This window comes from Leptospira terpstrae serovar Hualin str. LT 11-33 = ATCC 700639, assembly GCF_000332495.1.
In the GTDB taxonomy this organism is placed as follows: Bacteria; Spirochaetota; Leptospiria; order Leptospirales; family Leptospiraceae; genus Leptospira_A; species Leptospira_A terpstrae.
This window is the reverse complement of record NZ_AOGW02000006.1, coordinates 76,182-94,553: the sequence shown is the minus strand read 5'-3', so window position 1 is coordinate 94,553 and position 18,372 is coordinate 76,182. Positions and strand designations below refer to the sequence as shown.

The 18,372-nt window shown below is 36.1% G+C and carries 14 protein-coding genes; 7 read left to right on the top strand and 7 right to left on the bottom strand.

Translation table 11 applies throughout. From position 1 onward, the window contains the following. Window positions 1-8 precede the first annotated feature (8 nt). Entirely contained in the window at window positions 9-797 is a 789-nt protein-coding gene (locus LEP1GSC203_RS02365; protein WP_002972856.1) for a M15 family metallopeptidase, read from the top strand. Here the strand turns inward: LEP1GSC203_RS02365 and galE are convergent. Next, on the bottom strand, window positions 792-1,760 hold the full coding sequence (gene galE, locus LEP1GSC203_RS02360) for a UDP-glucose 4-epimerase GalE (protein WP_002972237.1): 969 nt from the start codon (window positions 1,758-1,760) through the stop codon (window positions 792-794). The two genes, LEP1GSC203_RS02365 and galE, sit on opposite strands and share 6 nt — an antisense overlap. Then, on the bottom strand, window positions 1,757-2,563 hold the full coding sequence (gene lpxA, locus LEP1GSC203_RS02355) for an acyl-ACP--UDP-N-acetylglucosamine O-acyltransferase (protein WP_002972893.1): 807 nt from the start codon (window positions 2,561-2,563) through the stop codon (window positions 1,757-1,759). Before lpxA ends, galE begins: the two co-directional genes overlap by 4 nt. A gap of 143 nt (window positions 2,564-2,706) precedes the next feature. Here lpxA and LEP1GSC203_RS02350 point away from each other — a divergent pair, with 143 nt between their 5' ends. Further along, window positions 2,707-3,015 (top strand): Hpt domain-containing protein, encoded by a 309-nt coding sequence (locus tag LEP1GSC203_RS02350; protein ID WP_002972643.1) that lies wholly within the window; start codon window positions 2,707-2,709, stop codon window positions 3,013-3,015. A gap of 12 nt (window positions 3,016-3,027) precedes the next feature. On the opposite strand, the gene LEP1GSC203_RS02345 is transcribed toward LEP1GSC203_RS02350, so the two are convergent. Continuing rightward, the gene (locus tag LEP1GSC203_RS02345; protein WP_039936987.1) at window positions 3,028-4,425 is read right to left on the bottom strand and encodes a DUF6938 domain-containing protein; all 1,398 of its coding nucleotides are present in this window, start codon (window positions 4,423-4,425) and stop codon (window positions 3,028-3,030) included. A gap of 89 nt (window positions 4,426-4,514) precedes the next feature. On the opposite strand from LEP1GSC203_RS02345, the gene LEP1GSC203_RS02340 reads away from it, so the two are divergent. The 5 genes from LEP1GSC203_RS02340 to LEP1GSC203_RS02320 all read left to right on the top strand — a co-directional run bounded on the left by LEP1GSC203_RS02340 (window position 4,515) and on the right by LEP1GSC203_RS02320 (window position 14,562). Continuing rightward, window positions 4,515-5,696, top strand: a complete 1,182-nt coding sequence (locus LEP1GSC203_RS02340) for an acetyl-CoA C-acetyltransferase (RefSeq protein ID WP_002972735.1) — start codon at window positions 4,515-4,517, stop codon at window positions 5,694-5,696. A gap of 269 nt (window positions 5,697-5,965) precedes the next feature. Next, on the top strand, window positions 5,966-9,031 hold the full coding sequence (locus LEP1GSC203_RS02335; RefSeq protein WP_002972211.1) for a peptidase domain-containing ABC transporter: 3,066 nt from the start codon (window positions 5,966-5,968) through the stop codon (window positions 9,029-9,031). Beyond that, the gene (locus tag LEP1GSC203_RS02330) at window positions 9,024-10,127 is read left to right on the top strand and encodes an HlyD family efflux transporter periplasmic adaptor subunit (RefSeq protein ID WP_002972901.1); all 1,104 of its coding nucleotides are present in this window, start codon (window positions 9,024-9,026) and stop codon (window positions 10,125-10,127) included. Before LEP1GSC203_RS02335 ends, LEP1GSC203_RS02330 begins: the two co-directional genes overlap by 8 nt. A gap of 2 nt (window positions 10,128-10,129) precedes the next feature. Beyond that, window positions 10,130-13,195: an ATP-binding cassette domain-containing protein gene (locus LEP1GSC203_RS02325; protein ID WP_002972649.1), complete on the top strand. Its 3,066-nt coding sequence runs from the start codon at window positions 10,130-10,132 to the stop codon at window positions 13,193-13,195. 8 nt (window positions 13,196-13,203) lie between these two features. After that, window positions 13,204-14,562 (top strand): TolC family protein, encoded by a 1,359-nt coding sequence (locus LEP1GSC203_RS02320; protein WP_002972574.1) that lies wholly within the window; start codon window positions 13,204-13,206, stop codon window positions 14,560-14,562. Here LEP1GSC203_RS02320 and LEP1GSC203_RS02315 read toward each other — a convergent pair. Genes LEP1GSC203_RS02315 through LEP1GSC203_RS02300 form a run of 4 tightly spaced genes read right to left on the bottom strand, consistent with a single transcriptional unit; the run spans window position 14,559 to window position 18,370 of the window. Further along, on the bottom strand, window positions 14,559-14,921 hold the full coding sequence (locus LEP1GSC203_RS02315) for a hypothetical protein (protein WP_002972390.1): 363 nt from the start codon (window positions 14,919-14,921) through the stop codon (window positions 14,559-14,561). The genes LEP1GSC203_RS02320 and LEP1GSC203_RS02315 overlap by 4 nt on opposite strands. Further along, entirely contained in the window at window positions 14,891-15,466 is a 576-nt protein-coding gene (locus LEP1GSC203_RS02310; protein ID WP_002972438.1) for an LBF_2127 family putative lipoprotein, read from the bottom strand. The genes LEP1GSC203_RS02315 and LEP1GSC203_RS02310 overlap by 31 nt, the downstream gene beginning before the upstream one ends. 37 nt (window positions 15,467-15,503) lie before the next feature. Continuing rightward, window positions 15,504-16,805: a DUF2079 domain-containing protein gene (locus LEP1GSC203_RS02305; RefSeq protein WP_002972191.1), complete on the bottom strand. Its 1,302-nt coding sequence runs from the start codon at window positions 16,803-16,805 to the stop codon at window positions 15,504-15,506. 2 nt (window positions 16,806-16,807) lie between these two features. Continuing rightward, complete coding sequence (locus tag LEP1GSC203_RS02300) at window positions 16,808-18,370, bottom strand: NAD(P)/FAD-dependent oxidoreductase (protein ID WP_002972890.1); 1,563 nt, start codon at window positions 18,368-18,370, stop codon at window positions 16,808-16,810. Window positions 18,371-18,372 lie beyond the last annotated feature (2 nt).

The following is an 18,372-nucleotide window of genomic DNA, read 5'->3' as shown; positions in this document are numbered from 1 at the left end:
ACCTATCTATGTTACGCAATCCATTCATAACTCTGCTTTTTCTTTCTTTATTTTTTGTTTGCGGTGAAAAACCGCTAAAAACATCTCCAACAGATTTATATTTAGGACTGGATAAAACATCCTATTTAACTGGAAAATTTAATTCACCAGGCCCACTAGCACCGGTTATATTGGAAGAAGGTGGCAAGGATCATTTTCTTAGACCTGATGTGAAGAAAGCACTCCAACAAATGGTTAATGATTTTGAAGATTCAAAACCAACTACATATAAACAACATATCTTTTTAGTATCTTCCTTTCGAAACTTTGGTCATCAAAAAGGAATATGGGAATCTAAGTTCACGGGAAAAAAAGTGATGCGAGTTCCCATCAAAGGAAAGTCTCCAGAAGAAATTACCAATTTGATTTTGGAATTTTCGAGTGCACCAGGAACATCTCGCCACCACTGGGGAACTGATTTTGATATCAATGCGCTAGACAATGCCTACTTTGAAGAAAATGGAAAGGGCAAAATCCTTTATGATTGGTTAAAACAAAATGCACATAAATACGGGTTTTGCCAACCTTATAGTCGTATGTCGACAAGAAACAACAAAGGATACCAGGAAGAAAAGTGGCACTGGTCCTATGCTCCTATTTCCAACCAACTTACCAAAGAATGGATCAAGGGATTTTCATCAGGAGAGATTCAATTGGCTGGGAGTTTTTTAGGTGCGGATGTACTCGGCGACCGGGCTTTGGACTATGTTCGTTCCATAAACCCGGATTGTGAAAAAATTCAAAAACCTTCTTTATAGAGTTTTATAGAGATTCCACATACTAGTTAGCAGTGTCTCTGCATCACTATAAATTGGTTTCCAATTTAAGAGTTCTCTTGCTTTTGCTGAAGAGGCAAGTAACTTTGCTGGATCGCCTGCTCGCCTTGGTCCTGTTTTGTGAGGAATGGTTTTACCCACTACTTTTTCCGAAAGGTCTGCCATTTCTTTGACAGAATATCCCGCTTCCGAACCTAAATTCACCGTCAAACTTTCGTTTTTCGACATAATATAGTTTAGCGCCAAAACATGGGCTTTTGCTAAGTCGGAAACATGGATGTAGTCACGAACACAAGTTCCATCTTCTGTTTCATAATCGGTTCCAAAAATTTCGTATCCACTGCGAATACCTGAAGCAGCTTCCATAATGATGGGTAGTAAATTGGCAGGAGTTTTTTCGATTCCTTTGATTCTACCTTTGGGATCATAACCGGCCGCATTGAAGTAACGTAATCTTGCTGATTTTAATCCTTTTAATTTATCAAACCACTCGAGATTTTCTTCGATACAAAGTTTTGTATACCCGTAGTAGTTCTCTGGTTGTAGGGGATGGTTTTCATCAATTGGTAAGTATTTGGGTGCACCATAAACTGCAGCAGAGGAAGAAAAAACTATATATTTGCAATCATACTGAATAAGTGCATTTAACAAAGTAAAGGTGCCGTTTAAGTTATTCATCGTGTACTTAAGTGGGTCAGTCATAGATTCACCAGCTGCTTTCCAAGCGGCAAAGTGAAAAACAGCATCTACTTTTTTAGAAAATGCCTGTTTCAAAATTTCTGGATTTTGGATTTCACCTTTGATGAATTCATTACCAGGAAACAAATTGGCTTCGTTTCCTTTTTCCATATCATCTACAACAAGGATCTCATGCCCAAGTTCCATCAGTTCTAAAACAATATGGCTTCCGATGTAACCGGCTCCCCCGGTAACGAGAACTCTCATTCTTCGTCAGATCCACCGGAAACAAAACGATGATCTACTACGCCACGTTTACTAGATTCAAAGAACTCGATTATTTTTTGCACTTCTGGCGCAGGGTTGGTGTCTTTTTTTAATTCCGCAAGCGCTTGTTTGGTATTGAGTCCACTGTGGTAGATGATTTTGTAAACTCGTTTGATTGCCAAACGAACATCTGCAGAAATTCCTGCACGTTTCATACCTACAACGTTCAAACTGACAACAAGAGCAGGGTGACCATCCACTGTAGCATATGGAGGTACATCTTTGACAACTTTAGTTAGACCAGCTAACATCGCATAATCAGAAACACGTACAAATTGGTGGACTCCAACAGAACCTGAGATAAAAACTTTATCACCAATGACAACGTGGCCCGCAAGCATCGTGTTTTGAACCATAATGTTGTGGTCTCCGACGATCACATCGTGAGCTATATGAACATTTCCCATTAGATAGTTATGGTTTCCGATAGTTGTAGCTTTTCCTTCTACAGTGCCACGGTGGAAGATAATATTTTCGCGGATATGGTTGTGGTCACCAATTTCTAAATAAGTTTTTGTTTCTGGTTTGAAGGCTAAATCTTGTGGTAATCCGCCGTAACTTCCCCCTGAGGACAGTTTGTTGAACTTACCAATTCTAGTTCCTGACAGGATCTTTACATGGGATTCAATGACGGTTCCTTCGCCGATTTTGACATCTTTCTCAATGATACAAAACGGTCCTACTTCTACGGACTCATGGAGTTCCGCCTTGGGATCGATGATGGCAGTGGGGTGAATTTTCATAGTGTTTTACAAAAAAAACCGATTCCGACGACCTGCAAATGATTTTTTAAAATGTAATTTACACGCTTTTCTTAGTCTGTTTACTTTTGACTGGGTGGTGTAACTTGCTTATAGATTGGTCTCGTATAGAATCTTTAGTGGATATGAATGATCCAGAGGACCAGGCCTGGTTAAAAGAGATGATCACCTCTCTTTTGGAGAACATGGCAACTCGGATCGAAAATTTAGGCCGACTTTTGGTTTCCCAAGAGCCGAAGGATCTGCAGGCAGAATTACACCAAATCAAAGGTGTGGCTGCAAATTTTGGTTTGGCAGCGCTTTCGGAAGTGGTGATCAAAGCAGAAGGTTTTGCAAAGGCCGGAGAAATAAAATCCTCGGTAGAAGAAGGCAAAAAGATAGCCGCCATCTGGGAATCCACCAGACAAGAACTAGAAAAAAAGTTTTCTACTTAAAAAAACTTACAGTTAGTTTGCGGCTGACATTTCCACAGCCGCCTTACTTCCATTATAGATTCCTTCGATTGTATTTCTAATCACAGATTCATTCATACGAAGCAACAAATCTTCTGATTCTGTGAAAATATGAATGAGTTCTTTTGCATGAATTACTTCTCTACATTCGACAGTACCTTCCCCCAATTCTAATGAGCGTAGAACCGAAGCAGCTTCATGATCTCCCACTCTTCGAATAAAAAGTTTGGGAACTGGATAGAATGCAAGTTCCGATGGTTTTGTGACTAGAACATCTGTAATACGAATTAGTCTGTCGGTTGCAGAAAACGCTTCTGTATGGGAAGGAAAATGAAACAAAACAACCGGTGGATTGTTTTCATTATCTTCGGAACGTAAAGGGTGTCGTTCAATAAAATGAATTAAATCTTCCCAAGTATTGATGGATAGGTAAGGAATTTTTTGAACAATCAAAAATTCTTCAATGGATTTTAAGACTTTGGTGTGGTCACCTGCATTAATCCAAAAGACAGCTTTTTTATTTTGCAGATGGTTTTTACTCAAACGTATCAAATCAAGTACATAACCTTTTTGGGCTCCTGCTCCGCCAATAGGGATAAGAAATCTTCTACATTTTTTTGCATCAATTCTACGTACTCGATTTTCACTATCAGTGACTGCATTGGATACAACATCTTCGGAAACCCAGTGCCCTGCCACCGCGAGGTTTTCTTTTGGTACTCCCATTTGAATAAACTTTGTATAAGAGGAAGGAGATTGGACTAAGTTCAGTGCTCCTGGCACTAACAAATAGTATTGTGGATAGTTATCACAAATTAAGTGGATTGTTTTTTGAAATCCTGAGGCCACTGAAATTTGACCGTTTAACGGGTATGTGGTGATAACGGATGTATCGGTTGGAATTCCATTCATTAGTCCCTTATATAGTTCTGCTAACTGACAAGAAAGTTCTAAAGAAGTTAGATTTCCTTGGGACATAAGTTGTCCCCAAATCCATTCTACAGGCCCTCCAATTTCTGCACTGAGCCTTGAAAAATAACTATAACCAGAATCAATGTCAGCAATGGCAGTTGCTTCTGGGGACTCTATGGCAAGTAGGTCATGTAAGTAAGTGGGAATTTGTTTTTTTAATGAATGAGAATAAACTGACAAGGCCATACGGTGGTGGCCATATCCCATACGAATGCTACCGACCACCAATCGTTTTTGGAGGGGGTTTGGTCCTTTGTCTGAGATAAGTTCCAACCCAGGAAAAAGTGGGGAAGGGGAAGAAAACAAAGGAACCGATTTGTTACCGATGGAATAGCGTTTTTGGAGGATTCCGCGAATGAGACCTGCGGTTTGTTTGGATAAAAAGCCGGTTTCCAGGCCGAACATGGGTTCTCGATTCATGCAGGAAGTCTATCTATCTTCGATTCCCTTTCAAGTGAAATTTCAATTCTTAGCTGACAGGTGACTAAATTTGACCATTCCTGGTATCTATGGAACAAGTTTATATTTTGGGCGGACTAAGATCCGCATTCGGTAGTTTCGGCGGTACTCTCAAAGATATGAGTGCCGTAGACCTTGGAGTAGAAGTCTCCAAAGCTGCACTTCAGAAAACCGGTGTGGATCCATCCCTCATTGAAGAAAGTATTTTTGGGAACGTAATCCCAACGGGTAAAGACGGAATCTATTTAGCAAGACATATTGGTTTAAAATCAGGAGTCCCGATTGCAAGTCCTGCACTGACTCTGAACAGGCTTTGTGGTTCTGGTATGGAAGCAGTCATCCAAGCGGCAAAAAAAATTATGTTGGGTGAGGCACATACAGTTCTTGCTGGTGGTGTAGAATCAATGAGTAACGCACCATATGTGGTAAGAAACGCAAGATTTGGTGTTCGTTATGGAAATTCTGAATTTGAAGATTCTTTAGCAACAGGTTTAACTGATATTTATGTTGAACTTCCTATGGGAATGACTGCTGAAAATTTATCTGACCAATACAAAATCTCTAGAGAAGAACAAGACCTTTGGGCAGCCACTTCACAAGAAAGAGCAGAAGAGGCGACAAACAAAGGAATCTTAAAAGATGAAATTCATGCCATCACGATTAGCGGAAAAAATCCTATCGTATTTGATAAAGATGAATTCATCAAAGGAAAAGCTGGTGCTACAAAACTTGCTAACTTAAAACCTGCATTCAAAAAAGACGGAACTGTCACTGCGGGAAATGCATCCGGAATTAATGATGGAGCTTCTGCATTGATTGTTGCTTCCGCATCTCAAGCAAAAAAATTAGGAAAAGAACCTTTGGCAATTGTCAAGTCCTGGGGACATGCTGGTTGTGATCCTGCGAAGATGGGGATTGGTCCTGCTGTTGCGATTCCTGCTGCCTTACAAAAAGCAGGACTTAGTTTGAAAGACATCGGACTTTTTGAAATCAATGAAGCGTTTGCTGCACAGTATTTAGCAGTTCAAAAAGAACTGGGACTTGATCCTAAAATTACAAATGTGAATGGCGGTGCAGTTGCCATTGGCCATCCACTTGGAGCATCTGGGAACCGTGTGACTTTGACTCTCGCATTAGAAATGCAAAGACGTGGAGTGAAATACGGAGTGGCTTCGCTTTGTATTGGCGGTGGTCAAGGAATTGCTATCGTTTTGGAAAATCCGAAAGCTTAACAGCCAACTTTAAAAAACTTCCGGGTCGTCAATTTTGGCGCTTAACCAAAAGTCCATTTTTCTTTTAGTGGATGGATGACTTCTCGGAAGCTAAAATAATCAAAAGAATCAAGTTTTTTTCAATTTCAATCCCAGTTTTGAACGTATGACTTTTATCTGCTCAGGACTGCGTCTCATTCCGTCGATGGTATAAATATACATATGAATTTGTATTTTTTTCGAAAATGGCCTATTTAAGGCATCGAATCCACATGGTACCGGAAAAATAAATGCAATCTGAAGTTAGGCGAAATCTAGAAAAAATCCGTTCTGTCTTTCGACGTAATTATTTACTTGCGGAATTAGATGAAGCGGAAAGAGAAAGCCTACTCCCATACATTGAAGTACGTTTTGTTCGGTTAGGACAAATCTTAATTAAAGCAAACCAAATGCCGGAATACATTCATTTTGTATTAACCGGTCGATTTGGAATGAAACAAAACAAACAAGACTTAAGTTTGGGCAGATATGCATTTGTTGAGGTTGGTGAATCCATAGGGGAAAGAATCACACTCACCAAAACTCCTTCAAAACATGATTATTATGCATTAGAACCTTCTATCGTTCTTTTACTTCCCGCATCTCGTTTTTTAAAGTTAGTTGAAACTCATCCGACAATAGCAGAAAAAGCTAAACATAGAGAAGAAGAACAAGAGAAGTTCCATTACGTAAGAAAACTTAGTTTTTTTGATGAACTTTCACCAGACGAAATCAAACTAATTTTAAAATCAATTCAGTTAGTTAAAGTCAACCAAGGCGAATTTATTTTTTCAGAAGGGGAAGCTGGTGATGCAGCTTATATTGTTCGATCGGGAAAAATTCAAATTCGAACAGAAAATCCACGGAAGATAATTTCCATTATGCGTTCTGGCGATATTTTGGGTGAGATTGCAATTTTTAAACAACAAAAACGTTTAGCAAGTGCTGTTGCAGCCGAAGATTCAGATTTATATAAAATACCAGGTGCTGTTTTTAGAAAAGTCATAGGTGTAGAAAAAGGAAACAAACTAGAAGAAATTGTACAATCGCGTTTGTTGCGTTATTCGACATACAAAGCAAAAGAAAAAGAAGAAAATACAATTCGACCCTTTGTTTCTAAGCGTTTTGAATTTAGAAAGGCAACAAAGAAATTCTACATAGAACAAGTCACAACGGACCAACATACTTTAGTTGGTTTGGTATGCTCTGAGTTAGCATTAAGAGTATTTGATAAACCTCTCCCTAATAACTGGAAAATTAGAATCAAAAACGAATTAAGTAGAAATATTGTTCCTGGAATTTTTGAATTAGCAATTGAACTTGAAAAATTAGGGTTTTTAACAAAACAACAACATCTGTCTTCGGACCAACTTCCCGAATTGGACAATCCCGTTTTTATTACGGATGATGAGAATGTCCCTTGTTTATTGTATCTATACGATCAAGAATTAGATGCAGTTTTAATTTCCCATCCTATCAAAGGAGTTTATGAACTTTCTATTTCTCAATTTCTAACAATTTGGGATGGAGTGGTTTTACAATTTTCTCCCGCACCGGCGGCAATGTCAGCAGACGTCAGTTTGATTAGTTTTTTTAAAGAACTACGAATGTTATTTAGTCCGAAAAAAAGTGAGATTCGTTGGATCTTAGTGGCAACAGTATTTTCTGCTCTCTTAACACTTTCTTTACCTTATTTGATACGCCAAGTGGTGGACCAGGTATTAGTATTTTCAGATCGTAATTTTCTATTTACAATTGTGTTCGGAGTGGCACTTGCAATATTCTTTCAGACATTATTCTCACTTTTTCGAAATCTAATTGCTATCGGACTTATGCAAAGTTTGGAGTATAATTATTTTGTACGATTTTTCCAACATATTTTAAACTTAACCTTACCTGAATTTCGAAAATTTGAGACAGGTGATTTTACTCAAAGACTTAAAGAAAACCAAAGGATATTGGAAATCACCCAGAGGTCGGGTCTGTTTTTGATTTTAGATTTGGTGACTTTACCGATTTATCTTTTTATTTTATTTCGTTTAGATAGTAGCCTTACCTTTATAGGACTATTCTTTTTGATCGTTTATGCATTGTTTGTAGTTCGTTCTAGTGCAAAGATAAAAAAATTACAGAAACATAGTTTTGAATCTAAAAAGAAAACTACATCTTTTTTCCTCTCTCTCTTCGCAGGAATGCCTTTGATTAAATCTTCTGCTATGGAAAGCCGTTATCTTTCTAAAGGCCTAAATGAAATTGCAAGAACCATTCTTACCAATTTAAGAGTTGGGAAACGGGTACATGTTTTGGAACTTATGAGTAAGTTCTTTGAACAAATTGGCCTAATTGCTGTCATTACATTTGGCGTGAGCGATGTACTAAATGAGTCACTTTCATTGGGAAGTTTTTTAGCATTCTTAGTTTTATATTCTCTTTTGATGGAACCAATTGTTCGTTTATGCCATGTATACGAAGATTTAAGTGAATTACGAGAATCTCGCGCAAGATTAACAGAAATTTATTCCTTACCTGGTGAAATTGTCAGCCAACGTCCGTTCGGTGAATTACCGCGGTTATCTGGAAAAATTACCTTAGATCATATTAGTTTCCGTTATTCTGAAACAAGTCCAGAAATACTTTCCGATATCAATTTGGAAATTGAAGCAGGTGAAAAGATTGCAATTGTTGGAAGGAGTGGTTGTGGTAAATCTACTTTAATGAGAATTATGATGGGAACACTCACTCCTAGTAAAGGAAAAGTGTTTGTAGACTCGTTTGACCTTTCCACCTTAGATCCTGAAGAAGTTAGAATTCAATTTGGTGCTGTGGAACAACATCCAATCTTATTTTCAGGAACCATTGCCGAGAATTTATCAAAAAAAAATCCATCTCTTAACAAAGAGGCTTTGTTAGCCGGTGCTAAATTAGCTTCTGTTGACCATTTTGTGGAAAGATTTCCAATGAAATACGAAACAAAAATTGGAGAGTCTGGAATTGGTCTTTCTGGTGGACAGAGACAAAGGTTGGCAATCGCTAGAGCTTTAGTGACGAATCCAAGTATTTTGTTTTTGGATGAACCAACCTCTGCATTAGATTCAGAAACAGAATCCCATATTCAATCCCAATGGGAAACTGTATTCCAAGATAGAACAGTCATTCAAATTTCTCATAGACTTCATAGTACGGTTAGTGCGGATAAAATTATTGTAATCGATGAAGGTCGAATTGTCGAGGTGGGAACTCATGCTGAGTTGATTATGACAAAAGGTTTTTATTACCATTTGTTCCCAACATTAAGTGAAGGGGATAAAGATGTTTAAAAAATTCAAAAATATAAAAGAAACTGATTCGAATTGGGAATCAAGGCATTCAGCATCTTATTATGATGAGTTATTAAAACACCCAGCACCCAATTGGGAAAGGAAAGGAATTTATCTTATTTCCACTTTCTTTGTTTGTTTTGTTTTATTTTTGGTATTTGGCAGAGTCGATGTCGTAGTGCAGGCAACAGGTTCAATTCGTCCAAAAGGTAACTACTATATGGTGGAAGCTTTAGAAACAGGAACTTTGACAAATTTATATGTGAAGTCTGGGGATTTTCTCAAAAAAGGAGATCCCATTATGGAATTAGAATTTTCTGAACAACAAATCGAATTATCAAAAGATACAAATAACTTAGATTATGAAGAGAAAAAACTACAACGGTTGGTTCGCAATAAAAGAGAAGCAGAAAAAATTCTAAAAAACTTAGCTTATAATTTAGAAAATAACTCTGGTTCGGCGTTATCAGGAGGAGTATTAAATAAATTCGTAAGTTTAAAAAAAGCTTTTATGGATTTTCAAAATGGTGTAGGCGCAAAATTTATTTACGACCAAAGTTTATTAGAATTCAATGAAGAGTTTGGAAATTTAAAGGATGAAATCCAAAGAGAAGAAAATATTATTTCGAGTCTTCGCGGTGATACAAAGTTAAAACGAGAAAGAGTTGCTAATGCTGTCATTCGTATGCCTTTCTCTGGTATCATCGGTGAACTTTCTGTAAATAACGTGGGGCAAAATATCATTCGTGGCCAGACAGTTGCATCCTTAATGGAAGAAGGCCAACCTCTAGAAGCCATCGTGGAAGTAAGTAGTAAAGATATCGGTGCAGTTCGAATTGGTTTAACTTCCGTGATTAAAGTGAAAGCTTTCCATCAAAATGATTTTGGTGTCGTAGAAGGAACAGTTTCTCAAATCATTCCCAATACAAAAGAAAAGGACTCTTTCTCAGTGATTCTTATTTTGGGAACACAAGATTTAAACCAAGATGGGAAAGAATTTCAGTTATTTCCAGGTTTGAAGGTTGTTGCAGATATCGTTATCGATAGAAAAAGTATATATCAAATTTTATTTCGTTATGCAGATCCTAGGAATTAAAATTGAAAAATAAGAAAAAGGAAATTCCTAGTTTAGTATTTGAGGATGATTTTTTATCCACACTTACAGCTAATGATTTTAAAAAATTTCTTAGTTTATTTGAATTTAGATCCCTCGTTGCAAATGATAGAATGGGGGGTAGTGAATTAGACCCAACACCGATTCTAATTGTGGAAACAGGTAGGATTCAGGTTAAATTAAAAATCAATGAAAAAGAACTTTTGATTAAAACATTAACAGAAGGTTCTTTTTATGGAATCTCTGAATTTTCTTCTGATTCATTAAAAAAACAACTATTCCAAGTCGAAGAAAATTCAAATGTTCGTGTCTTACCTCAAATTCAATTTTTAAGATTTATAGAATCCGATAAAAATAGAAAAAAATTATGGAGCGAATATAAAGAAAAAGTCCAACTCCGTGATGAATTAAGAATTCATCCTTACTTTAGAAAACTTTCCAATTCAGAAATACAAGAGTTATCAAAAGTTCTGATAAAACGAAAAATTACATCGGGACAAATATTAATGAAAGAAGGAAGCAAAAGTTCTTCTCTATTTTTTATTCGTTCAGGAAGGTTCAAAGTCACTAAATCCACTTGGCAAAAAGACTATTTTTCTTTTGTTGAAGCAGGATCGGTGTTAGGTGAGATGGGGGTTTTAGAAAAAAAGGCAAGAAACGCAACAGTTACGGCTGTAGAAGAAAGTTTTGTTTATGAACTTTCCTCCAAAGATGCAGAAATATTTTTCAAAAAATCAGAAAGTCTATTAATTACCATTCGTTCAATTATGAGCGAAAGGAAACTCAACTTAGGAGATGGTTCGGATGAAGATAATTTTGAAACTTCTTCAATTTATGAAGAGGACAAGTTTCATTTTCTACCCAAACTAAAATTTTCTCCTCCATTACGAAATCAAATACGATTCCCCTTTCTTTTTCAAGATGGTAAGTCACAATCAGGTGATGCATGTCGAAAGATGATATTTCGCTATTGGGGATTTTCTTTTGCAGACTATGATGCAGATTCTACTTTTCCAGATTTTGATCCTGACATTCGCCCTAACCATTGGAAGGCAAGTTTTGGTGAAGAAAAGGGTGATTGTTATTTTGTAAATTGGAAAGATCATGAATTAGAATTAAATAACAGTCCAACAATAAACTTTTTTGAAAATTCTAGATATGTTGTCCTAAAATCGATTGGGAAAAAAAGAGTTCTAATCATGGATCCAGAGTTTGGTGAAGTGAATCTTTCTCGCGAAGAGTGGGAGCAGAAAGCATCGGATGTAGTCATTTATTTCATTCCGAAAAATAAACCAGAACAAAATTGGGAATTGAAGAATCGTTTTTTTGCAGGCCTTGCGGAATATTTTTTACCTGCCATTCAATATTTAAAAGCAGGGATTGTTGCTAGTTTTGTGATAAAAGGATTAGAGGTTTTTATTCCGCTAGTTAATCTGTATTTAATAGATGCAGTATTATTACAAGAGAACAAAGAATTCTTTTTTCCGGTGATTTTAGTTGTTGTTTTGTTAAGTTTTTCGCAATCGTTTCTTGCATATTTTAGATCGAATGTAATTTTTTTTACAAGCAATCGAGTGAATCAAACAATTGCGATTCGTTTTTTAGTGAAATTAATTTCATTACCTATATCTTTTTTTGAAAGGAATAGGAAAGGTGAAATTCTCACTCGTTGGGAAGAGATAGAATCCGTAATTATGTTTTTTTCTGACCAAGGTGCAATGAAATTTTTTGATTTGCTTTTTAGTTCTTTAGTTTTCATTATTTTTCTTTTTCTTTCCCCACTCTTACTTGTCATTATAGGTTTGTTAATTTTACCTGAAATGTTAATTCTCCGTGCTCTAACACCGAAGATTATTGAAGAAACAAAAAAAGAGTCATTAAAAAAATCTGAAACTCTAAGTTACTTTATAGAAACAATTCATGGTTTCGAAACGATTAAAAACTTAGGCGCTACCTATTCACATCGATGGGATTTTGAAAAAAGACTTACAACTCAATTAAATTCCGAAGGAAAAAAACTGTTTTATTCCAACTTAATATTTACAAACACTGAATTTTTTAAACAGATCACTGTTGTTATTGTTATGTTAGTTGGAAGTTTATTGATCTTAAAAGATCAAATGACATTGGGTACATTATATGCTGTCATCGGACTTGTTGCTTACATTCGAAATCCGATTGTTTCTTTATACGATGATTTTTTAAAATTCCAAAAAGCAAATGTTTCTTGGAATCGATTACGAAGTTTTGAATCTTTAGATAGTGAGATTACTGACCGAGACAATTTATTCAAAGTAGATTTGCCCGAAGTAAAAGGGAATATAGAGTTTAATAATTTAAGTTTTTCCTATGATAGTCAAAAACCGGAATCCGGAATTCGAAATTTAAAAATTAAGATTCAAGCAGGTAAAAAAGTCGCTTTTGTGGGACGAAGTGGAAGTGGAAAATCTACTATTTTAAAACTCATTCTTGGTTTGTACAATCCACAAGAAGGTGAAATCATTATTGATGATGTATCTTTAGACGAGATTTGGCTTCCAAGTTTACGGACTAAAATAGGAGTTTTGTTTCAAGAGAATCCATTGATTGCAGGTACTGTCAGGGAAAATATTTCCATCACAAAACCAGAAGCAACTCTAAGCGAAGTAGTTGAGGCAGCAAAACTTGCCTGTATTCATGATGATATCGTCAAACTTCCGCTTGGTTATGACACTGAAATTTCTGAAAGAGGGTTTATTTTCTCTGGCGGTCAAAAACAAAGAGTTTCTCTTGCACGACTGTTTTTACAAAAGCCAAATCTTCTACTATTGGATGAGCCAACAGCTTCGCTGGATAAGGAAACCGAAGCCCGAATTCTGTCTCATATAAATACAGTGTTTGCAGGCGCAACTATCATCACAGTAGCCCATAGATTGGATACAATCCGTAATTATGATCAGATTTTTGTATTGGAACGAGGAAAACTGGAGGGTAAAGGTACTCACCGGGAATTACTTTCTAAAGGTGGAATTTACCAATTACTTCATTCCAAACAGGAAGCGATCCGATAATTGATTTAGTGGTTCGTTTTTATCAATATATACTTTCAGTTTTTTTACTTATGGTTTATGTTCCGCATTTAAGGGCAGAACCTGTAGATTTTTATGACTTACCTAAGTTAGTGGGAGAAAAGTCATATGAATTGAAATTGAAAGAAATGGAAATCGAACGAAAAAAAGTTGATATCGATTCAAGAAATTTACGTTATTTACCTTCTGTCAATTTAGAACATTCCCCTTTTTTCGAATCACTCAGAGGAGATGGTTACAATAGGAAAGGATGGAGTACTTCATTAAATCTCAATTGGAATTTTCAAGACCAAGGGAACACAGTTCTTACCAATATGATATTGGAATTAGAATATGAACGATTGTTATTGGAATATCGTGCTCTTTATCAAAAGGAATTGTTTGACCAAGCATTTCAATATGCTGAAACATTGAAACTTTTGGCTTTTTATGATTATGATTTTTCCAATGAAACTGATGCAGATAAACAATTCCAAACGGTCCAAAAATTATACAAACAGGGAATTGAGTCATATTTGGTAACTCAAAACTCCAAGGTGGATTATTTCTTTTATAAATACAATGCCATTAAATCAAGGTTAGACCAACAAAAAAGTCAGTCCATATTTAGAAGAAAGTTTTTATTAAAAGATGTCGCTTTAAAAGAAATCCCCCAGCGCGAATACAAAATTCTCCCTTTGGAATCTACTCTCTCCGAATACGAAAAAAATCTATCGGATCTAAACTTTGACATTATTTTGACAATCAATCAAGTGAAGATTTTAGAAATTCAAAAGATGGTTCGATTTAACGAACTTTGGGTTCCTGATTTTTTTGTGAATGTTTACAATCAATCTAGTCGTGAATCGTTTTCTGGTTTGAGTGGGACCTGGGCAAACTCCATGGAAGTTTACGATTACAGTCGAAATGATTTTAGTAGATATGCTAGATCATCGGATGCAGACTATAATGTAGGCGGAAATTTTGGTTTTAGATTTCCTTTATTCAATCGGTGGTTGTCTAAAAATGAATTTGATAAATCTAAAATTGAAATCAAATTAGCTAAATCTCAGTCTCAGTTTTTAAGAGAAAATACAGGTTTGTATTTCTTTGAATTGATTCAACAACATAACAATCTAATTGAGTTATACGATATTTCTCGTGAGAGCAAACGGATTGCTAAAGAAAACTACCAGATTATGGAAAAAGCCTACAAAACAGGTTCTGCTTCTATTATCGAATTACAGACTGTTGATAGGCGACTTCGTGATGTTATGCGCAATGAAATCCAAAACCGTTATGATTTAATTCAACTGCGACTTCAAATAGGTCTTCTTTTAGGAGACACTATGAAGTTTTTAAATAACTAAAGGTCTGTTGGGCGAGTATTGTTTTGTTCTGGATTGATTTCGGCAATGCCACATCTATCTTTTTTCCATTGGCTTAGAATTTCATCTGCTTTTACTTTATTTTTGTACTGAATGTACGGAGTAGTAAGGATTGGTAAAAGAAAAATAGGTGAGAATATGGAATTGAGAAGAGAAAGGGTCACAACAAGACCCATCGTTAATACGTTTTCATCAAAAACTTCAGTGACTTGTCGTTTGGTTTGGTAGTAATAAGCCAAACAATCTTCTGTATGGTTTGCAGGTTGGAAAGGAATACTTACACATCCTACAAAGCTGATAAGATTTAAGATTATAATGATTCTGATAAATTTTTGATACATGTGTTAACAGCTTCTAAGTTTGTTTCTTCAATCATTCGCTGAAAGTTTCTTACTTTATAAAATCCATATAAGAATTCGTCAGTTTTTCCTGTTTTAGAGATTTCTTCTTCCTTAACAAGAGTTTTGTTTTTATATAATTTGTATTTAAAATCAACAGTGTACTCTGCTATTCTATATTGAATTGGCCAAATGCCTGTGAACGGATACACGGCAGGAAAGGTATACCACCAATTGTATTTGTCGTTATAGAGAGTTTTCATCTCTACATCAATGGTGTAAAAATCTGATATTAATTTGGAGTCTAGTTCTGTGACTACTGTGGAAAACAAACCCGAGGAAGTTAGGTGGCCTTTAAATGCCATACGCCAAGCATCCGTATACACTCCACGATCTGCGGACAGGATTTCAAACTTTCCGATCACTAATGGCAGGTTAGATTGTGGTCGATTCAAATTTCCATTGGGCGAAGGAGGCGGAACCTGACGCAAATCAACAGAACAATGAATGAGAGAAAATAGTATAATGCAATAGATAATAGATTTCATTTTTCAGGTATTCAGAATAAGAGTTTTTCAAAAGGAATCAATCAATTTTCTTTAGTTTATAGATTTGTATATAGTTTTCTATATTTTGCTCCCATTGGTATCCATTGGGAATATAAGAGGGTAATAGCTGAGTATTAAATTGATAGTAAACAAAATATTCTGCAGAATCATTTCTATTGGGAAAAATTAGCTGCACATCCTTTCGGTTGGAAAGATACTGCGGAACATTAGAAACTACTGATTTACCTGGTACCAAATTACGAAGTATGCTCACATCTTTTACGGAAACTCCTGGATTCATATATTCTTTTTTGTAAGAGTAAGATTTGGAAAAAGGACCGAACCCAAAAAATAGAGTCGTTGAGACAAGTAAGGCAGCTCCACCAAACAAAAGTTTTGATTTTTGAGAATATCGTTCAATCACCTCAAGGAAACTAATTAGAATGATGGGGACGGCAATAAAACTATGGTGAGTGAATGGCGTTTTGTTCACTTCATAAGAAGAAAAAATAGAATAGAGAAAATATGGGATTAAACATAATATAAATTGATTCTTAAATTGTAAAAATAGAAACGGCAAGTTTAGAAACAAAAAAAGATATGGAAACAAATGTAAATTGTGTAAAGCAGTGAAAGGATGTTGATAACGTTCCCAATGTGCAGGTACCAGATGGTTCAAATTTGAATCTCTCAGTAAACTTAGTAATAGAAGGCAGAAAAAAAAGTAAACAAAGGATAGTATTCCAATCCAAAAACTTTCTTTTTTTTTCAATTTCCATTCCACTAAAGAAAAAACAATAAAAACCAAGGCACATTCTTCTTTGGCAAGCAAACTTAATACAAAGAACAAGATCCAATAAAGCGAGTTTTGTTTCCAAAAGTAATAAAACAAAAAAAACAAAGGGATCCATACCACTTCAGGATGGAAATCAAAGATATGAATCCAGTAGATTGGTAAAAAAAGAGAATATAAAAAAGGATAAAGCCATTGGTAAAATAAATCGAATTTGTAAATGGGTAAGATCAGAATGGGAAAACTTAAAACAAAGGCTTGAAAGATCAGTAAAGTTTCGACAAAAGGAAATAGACCATATAACATAGATAAGGGATAAATATACCAATTGATATGGTCGGAAAAGTAATGGTGTAAATTGCCATCAATTCCAATGGAGGTAACAGCCTTTGCATTGTGGACTAAATTATAAAATAGATTTTCAAAAAGACCAACGTCCACTCCCGCACCCATATGTTGGTAACGAAAGATAGACCTTTCTGATAAAAAATAAAATACAACCATCCATAAAACAAAGGATGGTAAGTGAAACAAAATCCGTTTCATTTTTATTTTGTAAAACTGCCTGTGAGTGCGGCTTCTGCACATTTCATTCCATCAATGGCCGCTGAGACAATTCCACCCGCATAACCTGCTCCTTCTCCACAGGGAAACAATCCTTTGATTTTTATATGTTCCAATGTGTCAGGATTTCTAGGAACTTGGATTGGCGAGGATGTACGTGTTTCAGGTGCATGGATGATGGCTTCGTTGGTGAAGTATCCTTTCATTGAGGATTCAAATTCTTGGAATCCTTTTTTTAGTGAGTCTGCGATGAGTGGAGGAAGTAAATCAGAAAGTGAAACAGAGACAAGACCTGGTGTGTAGGAAGTTTTGGGGAGGTCTGTCGAAATTCTATCCTTTGTGAAATCAACCATCCGTTGTGCAGGGGCTTTCTGTGTTCCCCCGTTCAATTGAAAGGCTTTTTGTTCAATTACCGATTGGTATTGAAGCGCAGAAAAAACTCCAAAGGATTCAAATGGTTTGAAGTCGTCAAATCGAAGTTCTACGACAATTCCGGAATTAGCAGTGGGACGAGAACGTTCTGCACTTGACCATCCATTAGTGACAACTTCCCCTGGTTTGGTGGCGCAAGGTGCAATGACACCACCGGGACACATACAAAAACTATAAACCCCACGACCATTGATTTGTTTCACTAGAGAATATTCAGATGCAGGTAATAATGGATTTTTCACATCACAATGGTATTGAATAGAATCAATCAAACTCTGTGGGTGTTCCACTCGAACACCAATGGCCAATGGTTTTGTTTGGATTTCGATTCCTTTTTCGTAGAGAAGTTGGAACATCTCTCTCCCGGAATGGCCCGTGGCAATGATGACATTTTTTGCCATCCACTTATCTCCAGAGAGAGATTTCACTCCCGTGATGGAATTTCCGGAAAGTATTAAATCAGTGATACGTGTTTGGAAATGGATTTCTCCACCAGAAGAAAGAATACACTCTCTGATATTTTGAATGATACGTGGAAGTTTGTTTGTACCAATATGAGGATGTGCATCGACAAGAATCTGTTTGGTGGCTCCAAAACTTACCAGGTATTCCAAAACCTTTCGGATATTTCCTCGTTTTTTGGATCTAGTATAAAGTTTTCCATCCGAATAAGTACCTGCTCCCCCTTCACCAAAACAATAATTCGAATCTTCGTTTACGATATGATGGACATTGATGCCCCGAAGGTCTTCAATTCGATCTTTTACATTCTTTCCTCGTTCCAGAATGATTGGTTTTTTTCCCAATTCTAATACACGTAAGGCGGCAAATAACCCTGCGGGGCCTGCACCAATGATTAACACAGGTTCTGCAAGGTTTACATTGGGAAAACTAGGGATGGTATATTCTAAAGGAATAAAATCTTCGTTTACGTAGACGTCCAAACGTAATTGGAACACTACATTTCTTTGTCTTGCATCAATGGAACGAGAAGTACATTCAATATGTTTGATGGAAGTTTTGGGAATTTTGTTTTGTTTGGAAACAAATTGTAAAAGATGGTCTGGGTTTGCGGCAATCTCTGGAGTCACTCGGACATTTAATTCTAGTTTCACGG

What these genes read in the sequence shown, in the direction of transcription:
- LEP1GSC203_RS02365 (WP_002972856.1), top strand. Translation starts at nt 9, where the DNA reads ATGTTACGCAATCCATTCATAACTCTGCTTTTTCTTTCTTTATTTTTT.
- galE (WP_002972237.1), bottom strand. Translation starts at nt 1,760, where the DNA reads ATGAGAGTTCTCGTTACCGGGGGAGCCGGTTACATCGGAAGCCATATT.
- lpxA (WP_002972893.1), bottom strand. Translation starts at nt 2,563, where the DNA reads ATGAAAATTCACCCCACTGCCATCATCGATCCCAAGGCGGAACTCCAT.
- LEP1GSC203_RS02350 (WP_002972643.1), top strand. Translation starts at nt 2,707, where the DNA reads ATGAATGATCCAGAGGACCAGGCCTGGTTAAAAGAGATGATCACCTCT.
- LEP1GSC203_RS02345 (WP_039936987.1), bottom strand. Translation starts at nt 4,425, where the DNA reads ATGAATCGAGAACCCATGTTCGGCCTGGAAACCGGCTTTTTATCCAAA.
- LEP1GSC203_RS02340 (WP_002972735.1), top strand. Translation starts at nt 4,515, where the DNA reads ATGGAACAAGTTTATATTTTGGGCGGACTAAGATCCGCATTCGGTAGT.
- LEP1GSC203_RS02335 (WP_002972211.1), top strand. Translation starts at nt 5,966, where the DNA reads ATGCAATCTGAAGTTAGGCGAAATCTAGAAAAAATCCGTTCTGTCTTT.
- LEP1GSC203_RS02330 (WP_002972901.1), top strand. Translation starts at nt 9,024, where the DNA reads ATGTTTAAAAAATTCAAAAATATAAAAGAAACTGATTCGAATTGGGAA.
- LEP1GSC203_RS02315 (WP_002972390.1), bottom strand. Translation starts at nt 14,921, where the DNA reads ATGTATCAAAAATTTATCAGAATCATTATAATCTTAAATCTTATCAGC.
- LEP1GSC203_RS02310 (WP_002972438.1), bottom strand. Translation starts at nt 15,466, where the DNA reads ATGAAATCTATTATCTATTGCATTATACTATTTTCTCTCATTCATTGT.
- LEP1GSC203_RS02305 (WP_002972191.1), bottom strand. Translation starts at nt 16,805, where the DNA reads ATGAAACGGATTTTGTTTCACTTACCATCCTTTGTTTTATGGATGGTT.